We start from the raw sequence: 23533 nt of genomic DNA, 5'->3' as shown, positions 1-23533 counted from the left end.
CCAGCCTGGCCGGCGGTCGTTGCGCCGCTATCGTGCGTTACGCGTTCCGCGTTATGCGGTTTCGGGGCCGCCCTCGCGCGCAGCGGCGGCGGCCGGTGCGGGGTGCGTCACCGGTACGGCGTGCGACACCGGAGCGGCGTGTGCCACCGGTGCGGGACCCACCGCCGGCTTGACCGAATGGACCCCCGGCACCATTCCTTGCAGCGATCCGCCGGACAGGCCGATTTCACCGAGCAGCGAATCGATCAGCGGCGCATGCGCGCGATAGGACAACGCCGCGGACATCGCCTGCTCGGCCAGATTGCCGCCTGCCGCGGCCGACGCACCGCCGTCCGCCGCGCCGTTGCGATTGAGCCCGTCGACCTGGATGATCTTGATGCCGTCGATCGACTTCATCGGCTCGACGGTCTGCTGAATCACGCCCGGCAACGCCTGCAGCAGCGCGAGCTTGAACTTGAGGCTGGTCTGGTCCGACGACAGCGCGTTGATCGCGTCGTTCAGCGCACGCTGCGCCTCAGCTTCCGCGAGCCCCTTCTTGCGCGCCGCCTCGGCCAGCTCGACCATCGCGGCCGCCTGCATCTGGGCCGCGTCCCGCTCCGCCCGGGCCTGCGTCGTGATGTGGACCGCCTGCGTTTCCGCCTCCTGGGACGCTTCGATCAGCGCGACCTGCTTCGCGCGATCCGCCTCGGCAGTCTTGCGCGTCGTCTCGACCAGTTGCTCGGCGCGCACCGCGTCCGCAAGCGATGCGCTCGCGCGAGCCTGCGCCTGCGATTGCGCCTCCGACTTCTCCGCGATCACGATCTCCTTTTCCTGCTGCGCGATTTCGGTCACCTTCGCCTGCTCGATCGCCGCCATCTGCGTGACGCGCGTCTGTTCGATCTCCTTCACGCGCACTTCGCGCTCCGCTTCCACCTTGCGGGTGCGCAGCGCCTGCTCACGCTGGATCTCGGATTCCTGAACCTGCCGCTCGGCAACGATCCGGCTCTGTTCCGCCTCCTGATGACGCTCGGCCTCGAACGCGGCAATGCGGGCGTTCTGCTCGGCCGAACGCGTCTTGACCTGCTGCTCCTGCTCGAGCTTCATGAACGCTTCCTGCTGCTCAATCTCGAGCTTGCGAGACAGTGCGTCGCGGTTCTTTTCACGCACGGCCACCTCGGTGTCCTGCTCGACCTCGTTGCGCTCCTTGCGGCGCCGCTCGGTTTCCTGCGTGAGCTTCGTCAGGCCTTCGGCGTCGAACGCGTTGTTCGGATCGAAGTATTCCTTCGACGTCTGGTTGAAATTGGTCAGCGACACGCTTTCCAGCTCCAGCCCGTTCTTCGTCAGATCTTCCGCGACCGTGTTCTGCACGCCCTGCACGAATTTCTCGCGGGCGTCCTGCAGATCCTGCATCGTCATCTGCGCGGCGGTCGAGCGCAGCGCATCGACGAACTTGTCGTCGACGAGCGCGCGCAGGTTTTCCGGCGCGAGCGTGCGCTGGCCGAGCGTCTGCGCGGCGGTCGACACGCCTTCCTCGGTCGGTGCGACCCGCACGAAGAAGGCGACGACCACGTCGACGCGCATCCGGTCCTTCGTGATGAGGCTGTCGCGCGTCGCGCGGCTCACTTCGAGCTTCAGCGTGTTCATGTTGATCGGGATGACCTCGTGAAACACCGGCAGCACCACCGCGCCGCCGCTCATGATCACTTTCTGCCCGCCGAGCCCCGTGCGGACGAAGGCGCGCTCCGCGGACGCGCGCACGTAAAGTCGCGCGAAAATCATGCCGATCACGCAGATACCCACCACCACTGCCAATGCGACAGCGCCCCAGAATGAGAGTGCATTCATCATGATGTTTGTTCGACTCCTGTGTACGGATGGTGACAGCAAGGTGCGCCAGCCCGCGCCGCCCGGAGCGGCGGCCGCCTGGCTAAACGGGATTCAGAGCAGTTCGGGCCGGGGATTTTCGATTGCGTGATAACGCGAACCCGAAATGCGCGACACGAGCAGAACCGTCGTGCCTTTCGCGAAAGTCCGGCCGGCCTCGTCGGGCTCCACCCGGACGTAGTGCTGCTGGCCGTGTTCGTCGACGAGCCGCGCTTCGGCGGGATTGCCGAGCGACGCTTCGCCGGTGACGATTCGCGCGGTGCGGCCGATGAAATCGGCCTCGGAGACCGCCGTGGTTTCGGTTTGCGGGAGAAAGCGCGCGATGAACTTCCCGGTGTGACGCACGAACGGCAGCGCCGCGACCGCCGCCAGCCCGACGGCCAGCGCGTCGGGTAGCATGAAACCGGCGACGGCCTGCAGCGATGTCTGCAAGGCGAGCCCGAGAACCGAAAAGCCGAGCAGGAACAGGATCAGCAGGATCAGCAGCGGCACCCGGCCGACATGCAGCCAACCGAGAAACTGGCCGACGACGCCGACGTCGGGGCCGCTATCGGCATGATCGAGACCGAAATGCATGACGAGCAGGTTGCCCGCATGCTCGGTCAGACTCAGCCCCAGCAGCATCGACACGCACTCCAGCGCCCCGATGACGATCATCAGCGCGATCGCGACGACGAACGGAGCGTTGCCCGGCAGCATCAGTGAAGAAGTCATTATCGTTTTGCTCTCAGGTTCGGAAACGATGCATCAGGACATGTCGTCCGCCGGCTTTCCGGATTGCGACTTCAGGCGGGCGACGCGTTCCTCGATCCGTTGTTCCTTGTGCAGCGTTTCAAGACGATACAACAGCGACGGGTCGGCCGACGAGGGGCTGGTGCCCAACCCCGTCGCCCCGGTCGCACCGGCCATCGTCCGGTTGAAACCCCGTTCGAGCTGCTCCGCCCTCGGATCGCCGCCGGCCGCGGCTTCCGTGCGGCGTTCGCCGTCGGCGGGCGCGGCCGCGCGCGCCGCGATCAGTTCGCTCAGCCCCGCCTCCATCTCCGCCCGCTTCGCGCGCAGGCCCAGCAGATCGCCCTCGGCGACCTGCGCGTGCTCGCTCGCCTCGTGAAGCGACTGCTGCAGCACGCCAAGCTGGTCCTCCAGCTCGATTTGCCGTTCCGCGCCGGCACGCACGGCCGCATCGTCGTTGCGGGCGAGCGCGGTACCGATCAGGTCGTTCAGCCGCTCGATCTCGTTGTTGATGCGCGCGATCGCCTTGGCGGCCTGGTAGCGCGCGGCCTCGTGCCGCCCCAGCACCACGCGCGCCTGCGCGATCACCTCGTCGAATTCACGCAGGTACTGCTCGAGGATCGCTTGCGGCATACGGCTTTCCAGCGAACCGATCAGCGCGTGTACGTTCGCGGTCAACAGCCTTTTGACTCGGATACCGAAATGTTCTGTCGTCACGACTTGTCACTCCTTCAGGAATTCAGACGGACCACGCCGGCCCGACCGTCAAACGCGGGCTTCGCAGGCCGCTCACGGTTTTGCCTGAGCCGGCTGGACGAGGCTCGCCAGTTCCTTCACCTCGTGCACGTATGAATCGAGCACGGCAGGATGGTAGGCGGGTGGATTGCCGGTCACGGCAAGGCGCAGCAGGCCGAGCAGCAGGCGCATGCTCTTCGCGGTCAGCCGCGCTTCAAGTTCGCCGGCGGCCTCGCCGATCGGCTTGCCGGGCGGCGCCGCCGTCACGAGGCTGGCCATCAGTTCCGGGAGTTGCGACGCGAGCAGCGTCACGATTTCGGAGCGCTGGTGCGTGGCGTGCTCGTACGCGTCGATCGCGTCGAGCACCGGCCGCACCTGCTCCCTGAACAGTGCCGCGCAACGCACGAAGTCGTGCGCTCCCTTGACCCGGCGGCGCGCATCGGCAATCAGCGCGCGAATCTTGTCGCTCGGACTCGCCGCATCCGGCAATTGCAGCTCGACCAGCCACGCGAGATCGTCCTCTGGAATTCGTACCGATACGGTTTGCATGACGTTCAGCCCCTTCGAGTCGATTGCTCAAAGCATAGTGCGTTCGTATGCAAATGTATACGTTTGTATTTCGGGATGAATTCGGGGTGCTGGTGTCGCCTGAAACAAGGAGGGCCCGATCTTTCCATCGAGTCCTTCGAAATACAAAATGGCGGAGTTTCGAGCGTGGATGACGGACGGCGGCGATGGACGGCTGTTGCCAAACACCGGAAACGCCCGCATCCTGCCGGCTGCCTGACCGGCCCGCGCCGCGTGTCGACTCAGCGCCTCCATCCACCCGAATAGAATCGCCCGCCATGACGTCTCCCGACCCGACACCGCGGCAGATCATCGTCTTCATTCTGTATTCGGTGCTGTGCCTGCCTGCGAGCATGACCCTCGCCGGCTATGGCGCGACCTGGATGACGCGGAACGTATCGAATTTCGAAGGCGGCGCAGGTTACGCGGCGCTCTGGTGGGTGGTTCTGCTGACCGGCGCGTTCTACGTGCTGTCGATTGGCATCTGCGTGCTGCTGCGGAACAGAACGGCGATTCTCGCAGCCATTACGGTGGCGTTCGCCGTGCTGTCGGTGCCGACACTCAGGCTCGCGCACGAACTGCTGACCTAACCGCCACGCCACGCCACGCCACGCCGAAAGCAGCGCAGACGCAGCCCGCCAGTCGCCGCAGAAAACAAAAAGGCCCGATCTCACGATCAGGCCTTTCGAATTCCGTTGGTGGAGCGGAGGAGGATCGAACTCCCGACCTTCGCATTGCGAACGCGACGCTCTCCCAGCTGAGCTACCGCCCCAACAGTCAACCATCATACACACGCATTTTGACGCTTGGCAATAGGGGTTACATCAACCCGAACGCGTCACTTCGACGGCGCGCCAGCCAGCACCCATTCGACCACCGAACGGACGTCGGCGTCGCTCATGCGCGGATGCGCGGGCATCGGAATCGCGCCCCAGACGCCGGAGCCGCCCTCTTTCACCTTCTTCGACAGCTTCGCCACGGCCTGCGGATCGGACTTGTAGCGGGCCGCAATATCCTTGAACGACGGGCCGACGAGCTTGCGGTCGACCGCGTGGCAGCCCATGCATGCATTGCCGCGCGCGACCTTCAGGCCGTCGCCGACATCCGCGTGCGCGGCGCCCAGCGTGCCGGCCACGAGCGCCATCGCAGCGCCGCCCTGCGCCATCCACCGTTTCATCTGCTTCATCTGCGTGATCTTCATTGCGACGGCGCCTTCGGGTTGCCCGGGTGCACGCTCGACGAATTCGAGATCGGCGCGGGCGGCTGCAACGGCGTGGCCTGCACCGACGCGTCGGGCACGGCGCCGACCGTCGCGGTGTCCGCCGGCGCCGCGGCAGCCTGCGCGCCGGACGCGCCGCTTGCGGGCGACGCGGCCTGCAGCGCCTGCGCGTCCTGCGGCTTCACGTACTGGAACACCTTCACGACCTTCTCGACGCCCGGCACCTGGCTCGCGGCTTCCGCGCCGCGATTGCCTTCGTCGACCGTCACGAGGCCCATCAGGTAAAGGTTGCCGCGCTCGCTGACGACCTTGTAGTAGTTCGCCGAAATGCCCTTCGTCGCGATCAGCTCGGACTTCACGCGCCCTTCGAGATACGAGTCGTTCGCGCGCGACGACAACGACGCCGCCGGTTCGACCGACAGCTCGTTGACGATGCCGTTCACGTTGTTGATGCTGCGCACGATTTCCTCGGCGCGCTGCTTCGACGCATCGTTCGGCACTTCGCCCGTCAGCAGCACGCGGCGGTTGAACACGGTCACGTTCACGTGCGACTGGTCGGGCAGCCCGCTGTTGATTTGCGACAGCGCCTTGACCTGGATCTCGCGATCTTCCGTCTGCGCGCCGAGCGTACGGCGATCGGTCGCGATCAGCGCGCCGCCGCCGGCCGCTGCACCCACGACCCCGAGCACGCAACCCTGCAGCGACACGGCGAGGCCCGCCGTCAGCGCGGCGAGCAGCGTGGTTCTGACGAGCGTCTGTTTGACGCGGCTTTGATTCATCGACGGCTCTCCTTCGTTCAATCCTCACCCAGCAGCATCGCGTCGATGCCGTCGCACAGGCACTGGATGGTCAGCAGATGGACTTCGTGGATGCGCGCCGCGCGAACGGCGGGCACGCTGATCGGAATATCGGTGTCGGACAGTGCGGCCGCGACCGTGTGGCCGTTGCCGCCCGTCAGCGCGACGACGGTCATCTCGCGCTCGTGCGCCTCGTCGATCGCCGCGAGCACGCGCGGCGATGCGCCGCTCGGATCGAGCACCAGCAGGATGTCGCCGGTCTGGCCGAGCACGCGCACCTGCTGCGCGAACAGTTGCTCGGCGGCCGCGGCGCCCGCGAGGCCGGCCTGCGATGCGTCGGTGGCCAGCGCGATCGCGGGCAGGCCCGGACGCTCGCGCTCGAAGCCGCCGACGAGCGACACGGCGAGGTAATGCGCGGCGGCGGCCGACGGGCCGTCACCGCAGGCGACGATCTTGTTGCCGTTCGCCAACGCGGCGAACATCGCGTCGACCGCAGCGGCGATCGGCAGCGACAGCGCATCGGCCGCTTCGGCGTGAAGCGCGGCACTGTCGCGGAAATGTTGCTGAATACGTTCGACTGACATCGATTCCTGGTGAACTGGGCGCGTGACACGCATCGCGCGACATCGTGGGTGCGGCGAGTTTACCGTACTCCGGCACGCTCTCCGGGGGTCCGGCATGAACTCTTTACATCTCGTCACAGCTCGCGGCTACGCATCGTCGGTACGAAATGCGTCGCGCAGCCACACGAGCCGCCCGGCCTCGAACGCGACGACGTCGAAACGGCACGCGGCACCGGCGCCGTGCCGCGCCCAGAACTGAAGCGCGGCCGCGACCAGACGCCGCCGCTTGCGCCAGCCGACGCTCGCGGCCGCGCCGCCATGCCGGGCGCTGCGCCGCGCGCGCACTTCGACGAACACCAGCATGCCGTCGGGCTCGTGCATCACGAGATCGAGCTCACCGCCGCGCATCGTCACGTTCGCGGCGACGAACACGAGGCCGCGGCGCTCGAGAAACTGCCGCGCACGCTGTTCGAACGCCGCGCCGACCGGCTTGGATCGCGCCGCGCCGGAAAAGTTGTCGCCCGCACGCGGCAAACCGCGCCCGCCGTCCGGCCGCGCCGGCGCCGCGTGGCACAATGCCGTCCTTGTTCCGCTTGCGCCGCGATTGCGTGCATTGCCTGCCATGACTGCCCTCCTCGAACTCGCGCATACGCAGCACTACCCGGACGCCGCGCTCTACGTGGTCGCCACGCCGATCGGCAATACCGCCGACATCACGCTGCGCGCGCTGCACGTGCTCGGCCTCGTCGACCGCATCGCGGCCGAAGACACCCGCAACACCGGCCAGCTGCTCGCCCGCTACGGGATCTCGAAGCCGCTGGTTGCCGTGCACGAGCACAACGAACGCGAAGCCGCGCAACGCGTGATCGACCTGCTGCGCGGCGGCGAACGCGTGGCCTACGTATCGGACGCCGGCACGCCCGGCATCTCGGACCCCGGCGCGCGGCTCGTCGACGCGGTGCGCGCCGCCGGCTTCGCGGTGATCCCGCTACCGGGCGCGAGCGCGGCCGTGACCGCGCTGAGCGTGGCCGGAGGCTGGGCCGGCGCGTTCACGTTCGCGGGTTTCCTGCCGCCGAAGGCCAAGCAGCGCGCGAGTGCGTTGCAGGCGCTGGTGTCGCATCCGTATGCGCTGGTGTTCTACGAAGCGCCGCACCGGATCGCCGAAACCGTCGCCGCACTCGCCGACGCATTCGGCCCCGCGCGCCGGCTGCTGATCGCGCGCGAACTCACCAAGCTACACGAGCAGTTGTTCCAGGGCACCCTGGCCGAAGGACAGACCTGGCTCGCCGGTGACGCGAACCGTCAGCGCGGCGAGTTCGTGCTGGTCGTCGAAGGCGCGCCGGCGACGAGCGGCGAAGCCGACGACACCGCGCATGACGCGCTGCTCAGGCTGCTGCTGGAAGAAGTGCCGGTAAAGAGTGCGGCGAAGCTCGCGGCCGCGCTGACGGGCGCGTCGCGCAACACGCTGTATGCGCGCGCGCTCGCGCTGAAGGAAGGCTGACGCGCGACGGCGCCGCGCGGAAACGACAAAGGGCTGCCGGAAGGCAGCCCTTTGTGCATGAGCGGACGAACCGCCGCGTTATTTCGCCGAGTTCGACGCGACCATTTCGTCGCGTGCCTCGCGCGCTTCCTGCGGCGACAGCCCTTCGATCTTCACGCGGCCCGTGCCGGCGTGCACGAGGCCGATCACCTTGGCCGCCGCATACGACAGGTCGAGCACGCGGCCGCGCTTGAACGGCCCGCGATCGTTGACCTTCACGACGACCCACTTGCCGGTCGATGCGTTCGTCACCTTGATGTACGACGACAGCGGCAGCGTGCGGTGCGCGGCGGTGAGCGCGTTCATGTTGAAGCGCTCGCCGTTCGCGGTGCGGCGGCCGTGGAAATCCTTCCCGTACCACGACGCCCGGCCGGTCTGACGGAAGTCGGACACGTCCTTGCCGTCGATCGGCTCGGCCTCCGCCAGCGACGACTTCTTCGCGTCCTTGCTGTCGGCAGCCGGCATCGATGCCAGCGCGGAATCGAAGTTCAGTTGCTTGTCGTTGTCCGCCTTCGCGGCAGCGGCCGTCTTGTCGACCGCGTTCTTCTGGTTCGCGCTTCCGGTGGTCTGGCTGGGTGGCACCGCACAGCCCGTCAACGCAAAAAATAATGCAATAGTCCCGAATCGGCTCGGAAATCGTACGTTCATCGACGTGTCGCCTTCTGGTTCGGGCCGCACCTTCAACACGCTGCTTCACAACGCAGGCATGCGGCCCGGACGGCAAATGCGTGCACGCCCCGCTCGAATGCGAGCAGGCGGCTAGCATGGGCGCGGCTTTCGTCTATGCCGCAACCGTCCTGATTAGCTTTCACGTCTGGCGCAACCTGTCCCCACAGCCTGACCAGACCCCACATGCCGCCATCGAACATGGCTTTCACGTTCGCGCGCGTCGAAACGACCAACGCACAGGAACGGCGGCACAGGCCTCATCCGGCGGCGCGGCAGCAGGGCCGCAGGCGGGCGCGCAGCACCCGGCCGGACAAGACGTGAGCACCGAATGTTCGGTGCTGGATACACCGCCGGACTTCCCGGCGGCTGATGCTTGACGGTGATTCAGACGCCTCTTTTAACGGGGCCGAAACACCAGCGAATTGCGTGAAATTCACGCGCAATGGGGCGCATTATACATAAATCAAAAGGTCCACCCGAAAAGCACCCCGCCCGCACCATTGATTCTCACTATGGCTGTAACAATCGGGATGCTCCGGGAATGCCCGAACCTGCGCGTCCCGACGTGCGCCGCGCGGGCGGCAGGCAGCGCGCGCGACCGGTACAATCGCTCCTTTTAGCCGCCGGTGCCTCCATGAAAGTCACGCTCATTCCGGTCACGCCGTTCCAGCAGAACTGCTCGCTGCTCGTCTGCGAGAAGACGGGCCGCGCCGCCGTCGTCGATCCGGGCGGCGATCTCGACCGGATCGAACAGGAAGTCGCGCGACAGAACGTGCAGGTCGAGAAGGTGCTGCTCACGCACGGGCACATCGATCACTGCGCGGGCGCGAAGACGCTCGCGACGCACTACGGCGTGCCCATCGAGGGGCCGCAGGAAGAAGAACGTTTCTGGATCGAGAAGCTGCCGATGCAGAGCGAGCGCTTCGGCTTTCCGGCCGCCGACATCTTCGAGCCCGACCACTGGCTGAACGACGGCGACACCGTGCGGTTCGGCGACGAGACGCTCGAGGTCTATCACTGCCCCGGCCACACGCCCGGCCACGTCGTGTTCTTCAGCCGCGCGCATCGCGTCGCGATCGTCGGCGACGTGCTGTTCGCCGGCTCGATCGGCCGCACCGATTTCCCGCGCGGCAATCACGCGGACCTCGTCCGTTCGATCAAGGAGAAACTGTGGCCGCTCGGCGACGACGTCACGTTCGTGCCGGGCCACGGCCCGGTGTCGACGTTCGGCGACGAGCGCCGCACGAACCCGTTCGTGTCCGACAAGGTGTTCGGATGAACCAGACCGCCATCCAGGAAATCTACGTCAGCACCGACGTCGAGGCCGACGGCCCGATTCCCGGCCCGCACTCGATGCTGAGCTTCGCGTCGGCCGCCTATACCGAGGACAAGCAGCTGATCGCGACGTTCTCGGCGAACCTCGAGACGCTGCCCGGCGCGCAGGCGCACCCGGTGCAGGAAGCATGGTGGAAGACGGAGCCCGAAGCCTGGGCCGCCTGCCGGCGCGACCTGCAGGCGCCCGAGGCGGCGCTGGTCGCGTACGTCGACTGGGTCGAGGCGCTGCCCGGCAAGCCCGTGTTCGTCGCGATGCCGGCCGGCTTCGACTTCACGTTCATGTTCTGGTACATGATGCGCTTCGCGGGACGCTGCCCGTTCTCGTGGTCGGCGCTCGACATCAAGACGCTCGCGTTCGCCATCACGGGGCTGCCGTACCGCAAGGCGATCAAGCCGCGCTTTCCGAAACACTGGTTCGACGACCATCCGCACACGCACGTCGCGCTCGACGACGCGATCGAGCAAGGCGCGCTGTTCTGCAACATGCTCGCCGACCTGCGCCGGCAGCAAGCCGCGCTCGCGGGCCTCGCCGTGTCCGACACCGATCGGCCGGAGAACGCGGGGGCGGGGCAAATCCCAACGGATCCACGGGCAAATTAGCGAATCTTGCTCAGCAGCGCCGCATCAGATTGCCTTTCCTTTCCCGGCCCTCTAACATTCAGCGTGTTGTAGCTGCCGCATGGAGGCGCAGGTGACGCTCGATTCCTTTTCGCAAAAAATCCTTCGCCTGTTGCAGCTCGACGCGCGCCGTTCCGTTCAGGAAATCTCCGACCAGGTCGGCCTGTCGAGCACGCCATGCTGGCGCCGCATCAAGGACATGGAACAGTCGGGCGTGATCCAGCGCTACACGGCGCTGCTCGATCGCGAGAAGCTCGGCCTGCACGTCTGCGCGCTCGCGCACGTCCACCTGACCCGCCACAACGAAGGCGGCGTCGAACAGTTCGAGCGCGAGATCGCGACCTGCCCGGAAGTCACGGAGTGCTACAGCACGACCGGCGAAGCCGATTACATCCTCAAGATCGTCGCGCCCGACATCAAGGCCTACGACGTGTTCCTGCACGAACGCATCTTCAAGATCCCGGCCGTGTCGCAGGTGCGCACGAGCGTCGTGCTGCGCGAAATCAAGTTCGATACGCAACTGCCGCTGTAACCGCGAAGCGCCCGCTTTCGCGGACGCCTCCCCTCGTCACGCCTGTGACGGCAACGCGCGCGTGAAGCCGATCCGGCGCGCGCCGAACTCGCGCTTCAGCGCGTCGACGTCGAGCCGGCCGGCCAGCACCGCATCGGTATCGTGCGGATCGCCGGCGAGCGTCACGTCGATCTCGAGCCCCGTGCTCAGGTAATGCAGGTTGATCGCCACCGTGCGCAGCCCGCGCTGCTCAAGCGCGGCCTCGAGCCGCGCCGCGATCTCGCCGCGCGGCGGCAGCGCGAGCGCCGGACGGCGCGCCGCATCGTTCTCCGGGTCGACATGGATCAGCGCGTCGAGCACGCGCGGGTCGGACAGCACGCGTGCGCGCGCGGTCTCGGCGATGTAATGCCCTTCGGAGACGGAGATCTTCGGATCGACGAGGATGTGGGCGTCGACGAGCGCGGCATCGCCCATCTTGCGCGTGCGCAGGTCGTGCACGTCGCGCACGCCGGGTGTCGCCGCGAGCAGCGCACGAATCTCGGCCGTGTCGGCCGTGTCGAGCGCGCGGTCGGAAAGATCCTGCAACGCGTCATAGCCGAACGTCCAGCCCATGCGCGCCACCATGAAGCCGACGATCGCCGCCGCAATCGGATCGAGCAGCCGCACGCCCGCCAGGCTGCCGACGATGCCGATCGCGACGACGAGCGACGACGCGGCGTCCGAACGCGCATGCCATGCGTTCGCAACGAGCATCGCCGAACGCACGCGCCGCGCCTCGCGCAGCATGTACCGGAACAACGCCTCTTTCGACACGAGCACCGTCAGCGCAACGATCAGTGCGGAAAAATGCACGGCCGGGATGTTTTCGAGATTAACGAGCCGGTCGCCGGCCCGCCAGAGCATGCCGATGCCGACCGCGATCAGGATCGCGCCGAGAAACAGCGACGCGACCGTCTCGTAGCGGCTGTGTCCGTAATTGTGGTCGGCATCCGGCGATGCGCCGCTATGCCGATTCGCAACCAGCACGACAAAATCCGAGATCAAATCGGAAATCGAATGCACGCCGTCGGCAATCAATGCCTGCGAATGCGCAATCGCGCCAACGGCGATCTGAAATGTCGCAAGCACGACATTCAGCACAATACTGACGAGCGTGCTCTTGCGCGCAACTGCGTGCTTATCTGCGCTTTGTACGTCGCCGGAAAACGTGGACATGAAATATGAGATATCGGTATGCGATACGCAATTCTATCAAAGGCGCTCCGCAAACCCTTCCAATACCCACAAATTCTCCATTTAAATCAACCGCTTATGCGAACGTGTCGTATTTTCATTCACACAGGATTCTTACATTTTCGTGACAACGCTTGTGTACCGGCCAGCGTCCGAAAACAAAAAAGCCGCGCTCCTGAACGGATACGCGGCTCTTTCGAGCAGACAACTTAAACAAACGTTTAAATTGCAAACTGTTCGCGGTTCTTGCCTGCGATCCAGCGCGGCGGCTTGCCGCGGCCCGACCACGTCGCGCCCGTTTCCGGATCGCGGTATTTCGCAGCCACGCCTGCGCGCGGACGGCCAACCTTGCCTGCCTTCGCGCGGCTGAGACCGAGTTCGGCGAGCGAAAAGCCGTAGTCGGCGATTTTCTGCTTCACGTCATTCAGCACTTCAGCGTATTCACGCGACTTCGCTTCTTCGATTTGCTTCTCCAGCTTCTCCCGCTGGGCCAGCAGGTCCTTGTAAGAAGACATAGTTTTCCTTTCTATCTGACCAATGGCGCCGGTCTGCAGCCAGCTCACCATTCATGAAATATATGTGCCTCGGATTTTCGAAGGCAGAGATTAGCACAAAAAAGAATTGATAGAAGCGGGATTCATGAAAATCCCGAGATCAATTGTAATTCGCGCATGTCATTTTGACCGGCCGCGGCCTTTTCTCAAATTTTTACGTTGCTACACAGAGATTAGGACATTAGCGATCGGCCATTAGGTCTATCAACATACGCAATTACCCTGCATATGGAAAATCAAAGCTTTCATCAGACGACAGCTTTGCGAAAATCAGATCGAGCGTATTGCTAAACGGACAAACCGGTACCCGCGACGTCACGTCACATCCCGCGCACACGCAATCAGCCGGTCGTGCAGCGCGCCGGCGTCGGCCTGCGGCGCATCGAACGGCGTGCGCACGCGGCGGCCGTCGCGGCACCAGTCGGCGCCGTGGCGATCGACACCGAGCAATTCGAGCCCGTCGCGACGCGCATCGCCGGCGTCGTATGCGTCCCACAGCGCCGCTTCCTCGTCGAAGGCGAGCGGCGGCAGCGCATCGAGCGTCGTGCCGTCCACCCAGCCCATCCGCCCGAAGCCGCCGATATACCGCAGCCGCTCGACATCGAGCGCCCAGAACGTGAAATCGCCGAGCGCGAGATAGCGCGCGGCGTCAGGCTCGTAGCGCCGGTAGCGCGCGGTGACATGCGGATCGTCGCCAAGCGGCACGAACCGGCCGAGCAGCGTCGCGCGCTCGGCGTTCAGCACGTCGCCGCCGGGCGCGTCGACGACGAGGAAACCCGCGCGCGGATCGGCGGCGAGATTGCGCGTGTGTTCGGCGAGGCCGCTCACGAGGATCACCGGCCGATGGTTTGCATCGGGTGCAAACGGGACGACCGTCGGATACGGGAAACCCTCCGGATCGCGCGCATGGGTGGCGAGCGTGCCGAGCGCGCAGCGGTGCAGCAGATGCAGGGCGAAGGCGGGATCGATGTTCAAGAAGACTCCTGCGGTCGAAGGGCGGCGCGTCGGACACGCCGCATGCGCTTCGATGTTACCCGCGGGCGCGCCCCACCGCGTATCGGCCGGACGGCCGATGCTGTGCCGGATGGCCTCGACCCGGCCGGGATGCGGCCCGGACACGGCCGGACGCGCTGGATCATCGGCCGAACGGCCAGGGCCCGGCAGAATCGTAAGCGGTTCGATAGAATCGAGCGGTTCCGACGGGCGCCGCGTGCGTCCGCACATTCCTTGACGAGCCTTCCGTGTCCGAATCCTCCTCCCCCGAATCGTCGTCCCCGTTCGCCGCCCCGCCCGACGCGCACCGCGTGCTGCCGCTCCCGGCCCGCCAGCGCGCACGCACCGCGTCGATGGCGCTGTTCTTCGTCGCCGGCATGATGTACGCGTCATGGGGCGTGCACGTGCCGACCGTGCGCGACAAGTTCGCGCTGAGCCCGGGGCTGCTGTCGATCGCGCTGTTCGCGGTCGCCGCCGGGTCGATCGCCGCGATGCTGACCATCGCGCGCTGGATCACGCGCGTCGGCTCGCGCACCGCGTGCCTCGCGGGCGGGCTCGTGATGTCCGCGTGCGCGGCGCTGATCCTCGTCGTACCCGACTACTGGATGCTGCTCGCCGTGCTCGCGCTGTTCGGCTTCTCGATGGCGACGCTCGACGTCGCGATGAACGCGGAGGCCAGCGCGGTCGAGATCGCGCTCGGCAAGCCGATCATGTCGTCGCTGCACGGGATGTTCAGCATCGGCGGGATGTCGGGCGCGGCGGCCGGCGGCGCGCTGCTGTCGGCCGGCATGGCGCCGGCCGTGCATCTCGCGCTCGCGGCGGCGGTGAGCGCCGCGGTGCTCGTGGCCGCGAGCCCGGCCGTGCTGCCGCACGTCCCGCATCACGAACACGCGCACGGCGGCGGCAACCGCTGGCGCTCGCCCGCGTTGTGGATGCTCGGCGGCATCGCGCTTGTCGCGCTGATCGCCGAAGGCGCGATGTACGACTGGGCGACGGTCTACATGCGCGACGTCGTTGCGGCGAGCCCCGCGCTCGCAAGCGCCGCGTACGCGGCGTTCTCGGGCGGGATGGCCATCGCGCGCTTCGCGGGCGACGCCGTGCGCGCCCGCTTCGGCGCGCCGCAGCTCGTATTCGCGAGCGCATCGCTCGCGTGCGCGGGGATGATCGGCGCGCTGTTGCTGCCGTATCCGGCCGCCGTGCTGACCGGCTTCACGCTGATGGGCCTCGGCCTCGCGAACATGATGCCGGTGCTGTTCGCTGCCGCCGCGCGCGTGAAAGGCATCCACGCGGCCGAAGGGCTCGCGCACGTGGCCGGGCTCGCGTATTTCGGACTGCTGTTCGGTCCGGTCGTGATCGGCGCGGTCGCGCAGGCCGCGAACCTGACGATCGGCCTGTCGGTCGTCGCGCTGTGCGCGGCGCTCGTCGCGGCCATCGCGCCGAAGGTGCTCTCGCACCTGAAGATCTGACGGCAGTGCGGTCGGGAGTCGCCAAAAAGAAAGCGCGCATGCGTTGCCGCATGCGCGCTTTCGCCCCTTCTGTTGACCGCTTTTTACGTTACATCTTCACTTCGTCGAGCAGCGACTTCTTGCCGCTCTTGTAGTTGTACAGCGAGATCACGCCGTGTTGCAGGTCGCCCTTCGAATCGAAGGTCGTCTTGCCGATCACGCCCGTGTAGTTCGTCGCCGGCATGGCCGCGAGGATCTTCGCCGGGTCCGTCGAGTTCGCGCGCTTCATCGCGTCGACGATGATGTACACGGCGTCATACGTGAACGGTGCGTAGATCTGGATCGGCTGGCCGAAACGCTTCTCGTACTTCGCCTTGAACGCGCCGCCGCCCGGCATCTTCTCGAGCGAGGCACCGGCTTCCGAGCACACGATGTTGTCGGTCGCGTCGCCAGCCAGGTCGGCCAGCTTCTCCGTGCACACGCCGTCGCCCGCGTAGATCTTCGCGCGCAGGCCGAGCTGCTTCGCCTGCTTCGCGAACGGGCCGCCGGTGGCATCCATGCCGCCGTACATGATCGCGTCCGGATTCTCGCCCTTGATCTTCGTGAGAATCGCGCGGAAGTCGACCGCCTTGTCGTTGGTCGCGTCATGCGACATCACGTTCAGGCCGAGCGCCTTGGCCTTCTTCTCGAACTCGTTCGCGAGGCCCTGGCCGTACGCGGTCGAATCGTCGACCACGGCGACACTCTTGATGCCCTTCGACTTCGCATAGTTCGCGAGCGCCGGGCCCTGCTGAGCGTCGGTCGCGACGACACGGTAGGTCGTCTTGAAGCCTTGCTGCGTGTAGGCAGGGTTGGTCGCCGACGGCGAGATCTGCACGATGCCCGCATCGCTGTAGATCTTCGAGGCCGGGATCGACGTGCCCGAGTTCAGGTGGCCGACCACCGCGACGACTTTGTCGTCGACCAGCTTCTGTGCGACCTGAGTCGCCTGGCGCGGGTCGGCTGCGTCATCCTGCGGATCCAGCTGCAGCGTGATTTTCTGGCCGTCGACCGTGAGACCCTTGGCGTTGATCTCCTCGACTGCGAGACGCGCGCCGTTTTCGTTGTCCTTGCCCAGGTGTGCAATGCCGCCCGTCAAGGGCGCGACGTGGCCGATCTTGACGACTTGATCGGCGGCCGCGTTGCTTGCAGCTGCAACGCACAGCATCGCCGCGGCGGTGATCGGCAACAGCTTTTGCATCTTGATATTCATGTAAGTCTCCAGTTTCGGTCCCAATAAACGCCATCGCCCGGTGCCCCGCTGCCATCCCTGTGTTTGCAATCACTGGACGATTCGCCGGTTGCATCGTTCATGCACTTGGCCTCAAGCACGTGTAAACAGCCGCTTTTAGCAGCCACCCGCCCGTACTTGCGCGCAAGTGTAGGTGATCAAATTAATTTGTGGGACTTTTTTGGGGTAGTGGTAACACTACTGATATGCGCACTTTGGAATGACTACTCGAATATCGCCGCAAGCCCCGCCGGATAAGGGTTTCCGCTAATTCATGGCGACCTTTTGAAAGGCCGTTTTAAAGCATTCCCGTGTCATTTCGATTCGGTATTTTGTGCCCGGGATCATTGAATGAAACGCGCGTGACAACACGCGCGTTTCGTCGTTCGATACGAACCGTTCAGGCGGCCGATGCGCGCCATTCGGCATCGAGCGCGGCGACGAGCTGCGACGTCGTCAGCGCATCGCCGCGGCGCCGCGCGAGCGGTGCGCCCTGCCCGGCCCACAGCGACAGGTAATCGCCGTTGTTCGCGCGCGCGGCGGCCTGGCGCAGCGGCTGCGTCAGCGCATTCTGCACCGGGTACGGCGCGACGTCGGACACGTGTTCGCCGAGCCGCGCCATCAGCGTGTTGCGCAGCCCGCGCGCATGGCGGCCGGTGATCGCGCGCGTGACCTGCGTCGACGTATCGGCGCTCGCGATGAGCCGCGCCTTCCAGTCCGCCGCGATCGCACTTTCCGCGCAGGTGAGGAACGCGGTGCCGAGCTGCGCGCCCTGCGCGCCGAGCGCGAGCGCGGCCGCGATCCCGCGGCCGTCCATGATGCCGCCCGCGGCGAGCACGGGCAGGCCCGTCGCGTCGACGAGCTGCGGCACGAGCGCGAACGTGCCGATCAGCGCATCCTCGGCGGGACCGATGAAGGTGCCGCGATGGCCGCCGGCCTCGGCGCCCTGCGCGGACAGCGCGTCGGCGCCGGCCGCCTGCCACGCGAGCCCTTCGGCCACATGCGTCGCGGTACCGATCACATAGGTGCCGGCCGCCTTCAGGCGCGCGACGTCGGCCGCATCGAGCACGCCGAACGTGAAGCTCGCGACCGGCACGCGCAGCGACACGAGCGCATCGAGTTGCGCGCGGAAGTCGGGCGCGTAACGTTCGGGCGCGGTGCCCGGCGGCAGCCCGAGCGCCGCGTTCAGCGGATCGATCGCCGCGAGTGCGCGCGCGACGGTCGCCGCGTCGGGCGCGACATCCGGCAAGACGAACAGGTTGACCGCGAACGGGCGATCGGTCGCCGCGCGGATGGCTTCGACTTCGACCGCGAGGCGCTCGGGCGCGAACGCGCCGGCGCCGAGGCTGCCGAGCGCGCCGGCGTTCGATGCGGCGGCGACCATCGCAGCCGTGGTCGCGCCGACCATCGGCGCCTGCACGAGCGGCAGGCGCAGGCCGAAGCGTTCGGAAAAGGGCGTGGAAAACGGACGGGCAGACATGGCGAATCCTTCGATGACGATGCGCGAAAGCGCTTTGTAAAGGCCGACACATCGACTCTATCGAAGCCGCGCGCCGCCGAAAAATGAATAATCGAGATTGAAACGATCGCTGCGCGAGAAGCAGGCCGCGCGGCAAGCACGCACGTCGCGCGCGCCCTGCACCGCCGCACGATTGGTGGCACACTAGGCCGCCCTCTTCCACCCCGGGGCGCGCGCGTCGCACCCCGTTCGCCGGGAGTTCAGAACGTGACTGCCCAATGGATCGACATCCCGACCGGTAACGACAGCTTCGGCGGCTATCTCGCGCTGCCCAAGCGCGGCACGGGCCCTGCCGTCATCATCATCCAGGAAATCTTCGGCGTGAACTCGCACATCCGCGCGGTCGCCGACCAGTACGCGTCCGACGGTTTCGTCGCGCTCGCGCCGGACGTGTTCTGGCGCACGCAGCCGCGCGTCGAGCTGACCTACGAAGGCGCGGACCGCGACAAAGGCATCGAGCTGATGAAAAAGACCGACGTGGGCCTCGCGGTCGCGGACATCGGCGCGGCGGCCGACGCATTGCGCGCGCGCGTCGAAGTGGCCGGCAAGGTCGCCGCGATCGGCTACTGCTTCGGCGGCCAGCTCGCGTACCGCGCGGCCGCGACCGGCAAGCTCGACGCGGCGGTTTCCTATTACGGCGGCGGCATCCAGAACGCGCTCGACCTCGCCGGCAAGGTCACGCAGCCGATCCTGTTCCATTACGCGGAAAACGACCACGGCATCCCGCTCGAGGCTGTCGACCAGGTGAAGGCCGCGTTCGCCGGCCACGCCCACGCGTCGTTCCACGTGTATCCGGGCGCCGAGCACGGCTTCAACTGTACCGACCGCGCGTCGTACAACCAGCGCGCCTCGGCGCTCGCGCACGGCCGCACGCTGACGTTCCTCGCCGAGCATCTGTAAAACGGCCAGTCGCGGGCCCATCGCGCCGGGCCCGCGTTATGCTCCCTTCATCGCCACAGGTCACAACGGGGGTGACAGCGATGCACTCGGACTATCTCGCGCATGACGCGATCGGCCTCGCCGCACTCGTGCGCGAACGCAAGGCGAGCCCGCGCGAACTGCTCGACGCCGCGATCGGCCAGGCCGAAGCGGTCAACGGCGCGATCAACGCGATCGTGCTGCAGGACTACGAAGCCGCGCGCCAGCGTGCGGCGTCGGCGCCCGATGCCGGCGCCGGCGCGCCGTTCGCGGGCGTTCCCTATCTCGTCAAGGATCTCGGCGCGGCGGTCGCCGGGCTGCCGCTGTCGATGGGCAGCCGGCATTACCGCTACTTCGTGCCCGCCGACGATTCGCCGGTGATCGCGCGAAGCCGCGCGGCGGGCCTCAACGTGTTCGGCAAGACCAATACGTCGGAAATCGGCCAGATGCCGTACACGGAGCCCGAGCTGTTCGGCGCGTGCCGCAACCCGTGGAATCTCGATCACACGCCCGGCGGTTCGAGCGGCGGCGCGGCGGCGGCCGTCGCGGCCGGTATCGTGCCGCTCGCGCATGCGTCCGACGGCGGCGGCTCGATCCGCATTCCGGCGTCGTGCTGCGGGCTGTTCGGCCTGAAGCCGAGCCGCAACCCGGTGCTCGTCGACCAGCCGTCGAACGGCGAGCTCGTCGTCCAGCATGCGGTCGCGCGCAGCGTGCGCGACAGCGCGCTGCTGCTCGACATCACGACCGGCCAGACGTTGCCGCAGGGCGCGCCCGGCACGTTCCTCGGCGCGCTCGACACGCCGCCCGGCCCGCTGCGGATCGGTCTCGTCGTCGACCCGATGCTCGCGCCGGCGCTTGCCGACGACACGCGCGCGGCGCTCGACGACGCGGCCGCGCTGCTCGAATCGCTGGGCCACCGCGTCGAGCCGGCGACGCTGCAGGTCGATTACGCGCGCGCGGCCGAAACCTTCCTCACGCTGTGGGCGACGATCGCCGAGGAGATGGTGCTCGGCGCGCGTGAGCTGACCGGCCGCGCGCCGCGGCGCGGCGAATTCGAGGCCGCGACGTGGGCGATGGCCGTGGTCGGCCGGCGCCTCGCGCGCACGCGCCTGCCGGACGTGCTCGAGTGGCAACGCCAGCTCACCGTGCAGGTTTCGGGCCTCGTGTCGCGCTACGACGCGATCCTGTGCGCCTCGCTCGCGGGGCCGCCGGTGAAGATCGGCGAATTGCAGCCGACACCGTTCGAATCGGCGCAGATGAAGCTGCTCGCCGCGCTGCCGGTGAAGCCGCTGCTGAAGGAAATGCTCGCGAGGTCGTCGGAGAAAGCGTTCGCGTGGGCCGGCTGCACCGAGCTGTTCAACCTGACCGGCCAGCCGGCGATGTCGGTGCCGCTCTACTGGAACGCGCGCGGGTTGCCGATCGGCGTGCAGTTCGTCGCGCGCCACAACGACGACGAGCTGCTGCTCAGGCTCGCGCGGCAGCTCGAACAGGCGCGGCCGTGGTTCGACCGCCGCCCGCCGCTGATGCAGGCGCAGCGCTGACGCGCGCCGCCGCTTCCTCAAGCCGCAAGCCGAAAAAAAGCCCCGCCGGCAAAACCGGCGGGGCTTTTGCGCATGCGGCACGCGCGGCGGCGCTTATACGTCGAGCCGTTCGCAGATCGTCCGCGTCGCGGCCGCTGCATTCAGCGTATAGAAGTGCAGCCCCGGCACGCCCGCGTCGATCAGGCGCCGGCACAGATCGGTGACGACGTCCGCGCCGAATGCACGGATCGCGTCGCGATCGTCGCCGAAGCTCTCGAGCCGGCGTGCGACCCAGCGCGGCACTTCGGCGCCGCACATCTCGGAGAAGCGCATCAGCTGCGAGAAGTTCGTGATCGGCATGATGCCCGGCACGATCGGCACGTCCACACCCAGCTTGCGCGCATCGTCGACGAAGCGGAAATACGCGTCGGCGTTGAAGAAGTACTGCGTGATCGCGGAATTCGCGCCGGCTTTCACCTTGCGCGCGAAATTCTCGAGATCGGCCTTCGGCGAGCGCGATTGCGGGTGGTACTCCGGGTAGCCGGCGACTTCGATGTGGAACCAGTCGCCATGCTCGGCGCGGATGAAGCTGACGAGCTCGGACGCATAGCGCAGCTCGCCGACCTCGCCCATCCCCGACGGCAGGTCGCCGCGCAGCGCGACGATATGCCGGATGCCGTGCGAGCGGTACTGGTCGAGGATCGCGCGCAGGCTGTCGCGCGACGAGCCGATGCACGACAGGTGCGGGGCGGCCTCGAGGCCGTCCTTCTGCATGTCGAGCACGGTATCGAGCGTGCCCTGCTGCGTCGAGCCGCCGGCGCCGAACGTCACGGAGACGAATTTCGGCTTCAGCGGCAGCAACTGCGCGCGCGTCGCGCGCAGCTTTTCGACGCCGTCCGCCGTCTTCGGCGGGAAGAATTCAAACGAGAGTTCGATCGGTTTCATGATTCGGTGCGTTGAGCCCTGCGATCAGCCGATGTCGCGCTGGCCGAAGATCAGGGCGGACAGCAGCCACGACACGATGCTGTACAGGATCGAACCGAAGAACGCGGACCAGAATCCCGACACCTCGAAGCCCTTCAGCAGCGACGACGCGAACCAGAAGCACAGCGCGTTCACGACGAGGATGAACACCCCGAGCGTGACGATCGTGACGGGCAGCGTCAGCAGGATCAGCACCGGGCGGATCACCGTGTTGATCAGCCCGAGCACGACCGCGACGATCAGCGCGGTGCCGAAGCTCTTGATGTGGATCGACGGCACGAGGTACGTGATGATCAGCAGCGCGAGCGCGTTGATGACCCAGGTGAGGATGACGCTCATGGAGTGCTCCGGTTCGATTGTCGATCTGTGCGATCAGTGGCCGCCGCCGGCCGCCGCGTGCGCCCGGAGGCGCGGCGCGACGGACCGGCGATCCGGCGCCGTGCCGCCGCCGCCGCGCTGCGTGCCCCGCAGCGGGGCGCACAACGCACGGCGACGGCGGCGGCGGCGCATCAGTAGCGGTAGTGGTTCGGCTTGAACGGGCCGTCCTTCTGCACGCCGATGTACGAAGCCTGCTCGTCCGACAGCACGGACAGGTTCGCGCCGATGCGCGCGAGGTGCAGGCGCGCAACCTTTTCATCGAGATGCTTCGGCAGCACGTACACCTTGTTTTCGTACTCGTTGCCGCGCACGAACAGCTCGATCTGCGCGAGCGTCTGGTTCGCGAACGAGTTCGACATCACGAACGACGGGTGGCCGGTCGCGCAGCCGAGGTTCACGAGGCGGCCTTCCGCCAGCAGGATCACGCGCTTGCCGTCCGGGAAAATGATGTGGTCGACTTGCGGCTTGATGTTTTCCCACTGGTACTGGCGCGTCGACGCAACGTCGATTTCCGAGTCGAAGTGACCGATGTTGCAGACGATCGCGTTGTGGCGCATCGCCTTCATGTGATCGTGGCCGATCACGTGGAAGTTGCCGGTCGCCGTCACGAAGATGTCGGCCTTGTCGGCCGCGTATTCCATCGTCACGACGCGGTAGCCTTCCATCGCCGCCTGCAGTGCGCAGATCGGATCGATTTCGGTGACCCACACCGTCGCGCCGAGGCCGCGCAGCGACTGCGCGCAGCCCTTGCCCACGTCGCCGTAACCCGCGACGACCGCGACCTTGCCCGCGATCATCACGTCGGTCGCGCGCTTGATGCCGTCGACGAGCGACTCGCGGCAGCCGTACAGGTTGTCGAACTTCGACTTCGTGACCGAATCGTTCACGTTGAACGCCGGGAACGGCAGGCGGCCGTCCTTTTCCATCTGGTACAGGCGGTGCACGCCGGTCGTGGTTTCTTCGGTCACGCCCTTGATGTGCGCGAGGCGCTTCGAGTACCAGGTCGCGTCGATGTCGAGGTGCTTCGCGATCGACTTGTACAGCGCGACTTCTTCCTCGTTGGTCGGCTTCGCGATCACCGAACGGTCCTTCTCGGCCTTCGAGCCGAGGATCAGCAGCAGCGTTGCGTCGCCGCCGTCGTCCAGGATCATGTTCGCGAATTCGCCGTTCGGCCATTCGAAGATGCGGTGCGAGAACTCCCAGTATTCGTCGAGCGATTCGCCCTTGAACGCGAACACCGGCGTGCCGGCTTCGACGATCGCGGCGGCTGCGTGATCCTGGGTCGAGAAGATGTTGCACGATGCCCAGCGCACGTCCGCGCCGAGCGCCTTCAGCGTCTCGATCAGCACGCCCGTCTGGATCGTCATGTGCAGCGAACCGGCGATGCGCGCGCCCTTCAGCGGCTGCTCGGCCTTGTATTCGTCGCGGATCTGCACGAGGCCCGGCATTTCGGTCTCGGCGATGTTCAGTTCCTTGCGGCCCCAGCCGGCCAGCGCCATGTCGGCGACGACGTAATCGTGGGAAGCCTTGGAATCGATAATGGCGTTCATCACGCCCTCCTTTCTAAAAAAGT

General features: G+C 66.7%; 26 protein-coding genes and 1 tRNA gene. 9 read left to right on the top strand and 18 right to left on the bottom strand.

The window, feature by feature from the left end:
• Positions 1-51 precede the first annotated feature (51 nt).
• The 4 genes from BBJ41_RS11135 to BBJ41_RS11120 form a co-directional block, all read right to left on the bottom strand.
• Complete coding sequence (locus tag BBJ41_RS11135; RefSeq protein ID WP_232036101.1) at positions 52-1827, bottom strand: flotillin family protein; 1776 nt, start codon at positions 1825-1827, stop codon at positions 52-54.
• Positions 1828-1917: 90 nt separating this feature from the next.
• Positions 1918-2577 carry a YqiJ family protein gene (locus BBJ41_RS11130; RefSeq protein WP_069746478.1) on the bottom strand — a complete coding sequence of 220 codons (660 nt, stop codon included), beginning with the start codon at positions 2575-2577 and terminating at the stop codon, positions 1918-1920.
• A 33-nt stretch (positions 2578-2610) separates the two neighbouring features.
• Entirely contained in the window at positions 2611-3309 is a 699-nt protein-coding gene (locus tag BBJ41_RS11125; RefSeq protein WP_069746477.1) for a PspA/IM30 family protein, read from the bottom strand.
• A gap of 72 nt (positions 3310-3381) precedes the next feature.
• Positions 3382-3876 (bottom strand): hypothetical protein, encoded by a 495-nt coding sequence (locus BBJ41_RS11120; RefSeq protein WP_069746476.1) that lies wholly within the window; start codon positions 3874-3876, stop codon positions 3382-3384.
• Positions 3877-4172: 296 nt separating this feature from the next.
• On the opposite strand from BBJ41_RS11120, the gene BBJ41_RS11115 reads away from it, so the two are divergent.
• Positions 4173-4484: a hypothetical protein gene (locus tag BBJ41_RS11115; protein WP_069746475.1), complete on the top strand. Its 312-nt coding sequence runs from the start codon at positions 4173-4175 to the stop codon at positions 4482-4484.
• A 106-nt stretch (positions 4485-4590) separates the two neighbouring features.
• On the opposite strand, the gene BBJ41_RS11110 is transcribed toward BBJ41_RS11115, so the two are convergent.
• The 5 genes from BBJ41_RS11110 to BBJ41_RS11090 form a co-directional block, all read right to left on the bottom strand.
• Positions 4591-4666: transfer RNA gene (locus tag BBJ41_RS11110), tRNA-Ala, on the bottom strand.
• 66 nt (positions 4667-4732) lie between these two features.
• A complete protein-coding gene (locus BBJ41_RS11105; protein WP_069746474.1) occupies positions 4733-5095 on the bottom strand; it encodes a c-type cytochrome in 363 nt (120 codons plus the stop codon).
• Positions 5092-5892 carry a BON domain-containing protein gene (locus tag BBJ41_RS11100; RefSeq protein ID WP_069746473.1) on the bottom strand — a complete coding sequence of 267 codons (801 nt, stop codon included), beginning with the start codon at positions 5890-5892 and terminating at the stop codon, positions 5092-5094. The genes BBJ41_RS11105 and BBJ41_RS11100 overlap by 4 nt, the downstream gene beginning before the upstream one ends.
• Positions 5893-5909: 17 nt before the next feature.
• A complete protein-coding gene (locus tag BBJ41_RS11095) occupies positions 5910-6494 on the bottom strand; it encodes an SIS domain-containing protein (RefSeq protein ID WP_069746472.1) in 585 nt (194 codons plus the stop codon).
• Positions 6495-6620: 126 nt separating this feature from the next.
• Positions 6621-7049 (bottom strand): YraN family protein, encoded by a 429-nt coding sequence (locus BBJ41_RS11090; RefSeq protein WP_175972735.1) that lies wholly within the window; start codon positions 7047-7049, stop codon positions 6621-6623.
• Positions 7050-7095: 46 nt separating this feature from the next.
• Between BBJ41_RS11090 and rsmI the strand changes: the two genes are divergently transcribed.
• The gene (gene rsmI, locus BBJ41_RS11085; protein ID WP_069746470.1) at positions 7096-7974 is read left to right on the top strand and encodes a 16S rRNA (cytidine(1402)-2'-O)-methyltransferase; all 879 of its coding nucleotides are present in this window, start codon (positions 7096-7098) and stop codon (positions 7972-7974) included.
• A 78-nt stretch (positions 7975-8052) separates the two neighbouring features.
• Here rsmI and BBJ41_RS11080 read toward each other — a convergent pair whose 3' ends face one another.
• Positions 8053-8661, bottom strand: a complete 609-nt coding sequence (locus BBJ41_RS11080; protein WP_069747666.1) for a septal ring lytic transglycosylase RlpA family protein — start codon at positions 8659-8661, stop codon at positions 8053-8055.
• A gap of 116 nt (positions 8662-8777) precedes the next feature.
• Here BBJ41_RS11080 and BBJ41_RS40335 point away from each other — a divergent pair, with 116 nt between their 5' ends.
• The 4 genes from BBJ41_RS40335 (at position 8778) to BBJ41_RS11065 (ending at position 11167) form a co-directional block, all read left to right on the top strand.
• Positions 8778-9059 (top strand): hypothetical protein, encoded by a 282-nt coding sequence (locus tag BBJ41_RS40335; protein ID WP_156814769.1) that lies wholly within the window; start codon positions 8778-8780, stop codon positions 9057-9059.
• Positions 9060-9316: 257 nt separating this feature from the next.
• The gene (locus BBJ41_RS11075) at positions 9317-9961 is read left to right on the top strand and encodes an MBL fold metallo-hydrolase (RefSeq protein WP_069746469.1); all 645 of its coding nucleotides are present in this window, start codon (positions 9317-9319) and stop codon (positions 9959-9961) included.
• A complete protein-coding gene (locus BBJ41_RS11070) occupies positions 9958-10617 on the top strand; it encodes a 3'-5' exonuclease family protein (RefSeq protein WP_069746468.1) in 660 nt (219 codons plus the stop codon). The genes BBJ41_RS11075 and BBJ41_RS11070 overlap by 4 nt, the downstream gene beginning before the upstream one ends.
• A 79-nt stretch (positions 10618-10696) precedes the next feature.
• Positions 10697-11167, top strand: a complete 471-nt coding sequence (locus BBJ41_RS11065; protein ID WP_006477376.1) for an Lrp/AsnC family transcriptional regulator — start codon at positions 10697-10699, stop codon at positions 11165-11167.
• 36 nt (positions 11168-11203) lie between these two features.
• Here BBJ41_RS11065 and BBJ41_RS11060 read toward each other — a convergent pair whose 3' ends face one another.
• From BBJ41_RS11060 to BBJ41_RS11050, 3 genes are all read right to left on the bottom strand, one after another.
• Entirely contained in the window at positions 11204-12361 is a 1158-nt protein-coding gene (locus BBJ41_RS11060) for a cation diffusion facilitator family transporter (RefSeq protein ID WP_069746467.1), read from the bottom strand.
• A gap of 239 nt (positions 12362-12600) precedes the next feature.
• Positions 12601-12894 (bottom strand): H-NS histone family protein, encoded by a 294-nt coding sequence (locus tag BBJ41_RS11055; RefSeq protein ID WP_006491875.1) that lies wholly within the window; start codon positions 12892-12894, stop codon positions 12601-12603.
• A gap of 354 nt (positions 12895-13248) precedes the next feature.
• Entirely contained in the window at positions 13249-13908 is a 660-nt protein-coding gene (locus BBJ41_RS11050; protein ID WP_069747665.1) for a HugZ family pyridoxamine 5'-phosphate oxidase, read from the bottom strand.
• Positions 13909-14174: 266 nt separating this feature from the next.
• Between BBJ41_RS11050 and BBJ41_RS11045 the strand changes: the two genes are divergently transcribed.
• The gene (locus BBJ41_RS11045) at positions 14175-15392 is read left to right on the top strand and encodes an MFS transporter (RefSeq protein WP_069746466.1); all 1218 of its coding nucleotides are present in this window, start codon (positions 14175-14177) and stop codon (positions 15390-15392) included.
• Between the two features lie 88 nt (positions 15393-15480).
• On the opposite strand, the gene BBJ41_RS11040 is transcribed toward BBJ41_RS11045, so the two are convergent.
• A complete protein-coding gene (locus BBJ41_RS11040) occupies positions 15481-16623 on the bottom strand; it encodes a branched-chain amino acid ABC transporter substrate-binding protein (RefSeq protein ID WP_069746465.1) in 1143 nt (380 codons plus the stop codon).
• 418 nt (positions 16624-17041) lie between these two features.
• Complete coding sequence (locus BBJ41_RS11035; protein ID WP_069746464.1) at positions 17042-18121, bottom strand: NAD(P)H-dependent flavin oxidoreductase; 1080 nt, start codon at positions 18119-18121, stop codon at positions 17042-17044.
• Positions 18122-18367: 246 nt separating this feature from the next.
• Here BBJ41_RS11035 and BBJ41_RS11030 point away from each other — a divergent pair, with 246 nt between their 5' ends.
• Both BBJ41_RS11030 and BBJ41_RS11025 read left to right on the top strand, forming a co-directional pair.
• On the top strand, positions 18368-19060 hold the full coding sequence (locus BBJ41_RS11030) for a dienelactone hydrolase family protein (RefSeq protein WP_069746463.1): 693 nt from the start codon (positions 18368-18370) through the stop codon (positions 19058-19060).
• A gap of 80 nt (positions 19061-19140) precedes the next feature.
• Complete coding sequence (locus BBJ41_RS11025; protein ID WP_069746462.1) at positions 19141-20619, top strand: amidase; 1479 nt, start codon at positions 19141-19143, stop codon at positions 20617-20619.
• Positions 20620-20712: 93 nt separating this feature from the next.
• Here the strand turns inward: BBJ41_RS11025 and metF are convergent, their stop codons facing one another.
• The 3 genes from metF to ahcY form a co-directional block, all read right to left on the bottom strand.
• Positions 20713-21543 (bottom strand): methylenetetrahydrofolate reductase [NAD(P)H], encoded by an 831-nt coding sequence (metF, locus tag BBJ41_RS11020; protein ID WP_048248132.1) that lies wholly within the window; start codon positions 21541-21543, stop codon positions 20713-20715.
• A 24-nt stretch (positions 21544-21567) separates the two neighbouring features.
• Positions 21568-21921, bottom strand: coding sequence for a phage holin family protein (locus BBJ41_RS11015; protein WP_011882923.1), 354 nt, complete (start codon positions 21919-21921; stop codon positions 21568-21570).
• Between the two features lie 170 nt (positions 21922-22091).
• Positions 22092-23510 (bottom strand): adenosylhomocysteinase, encoded by a 1419-nt coding sequence (gene ahcY, locus BBJ41_RS11010; protein ID WP_059232686.1) that lies wholly within the window; start codon positions 23508-23510, stop codon positions 22092-22094.
• Positions 23511-23533: the final 23 nt, after the last annotated feature.

The organism is Burkholderia stabilis, assembly GCF_001742165.1.
Taxonomy (GTDB): domain Bacteria; phylum Pseudomonadota; class Gammaproteobacteria; order Burkholderiales; family Burkholderiaceae; genus Burkholderia; species Burkholderia stabilis.
Note: the sequence above shows the minus strand (reverse complement) of the source record. Positions and strands in the feature narration are given on the sequence as shown.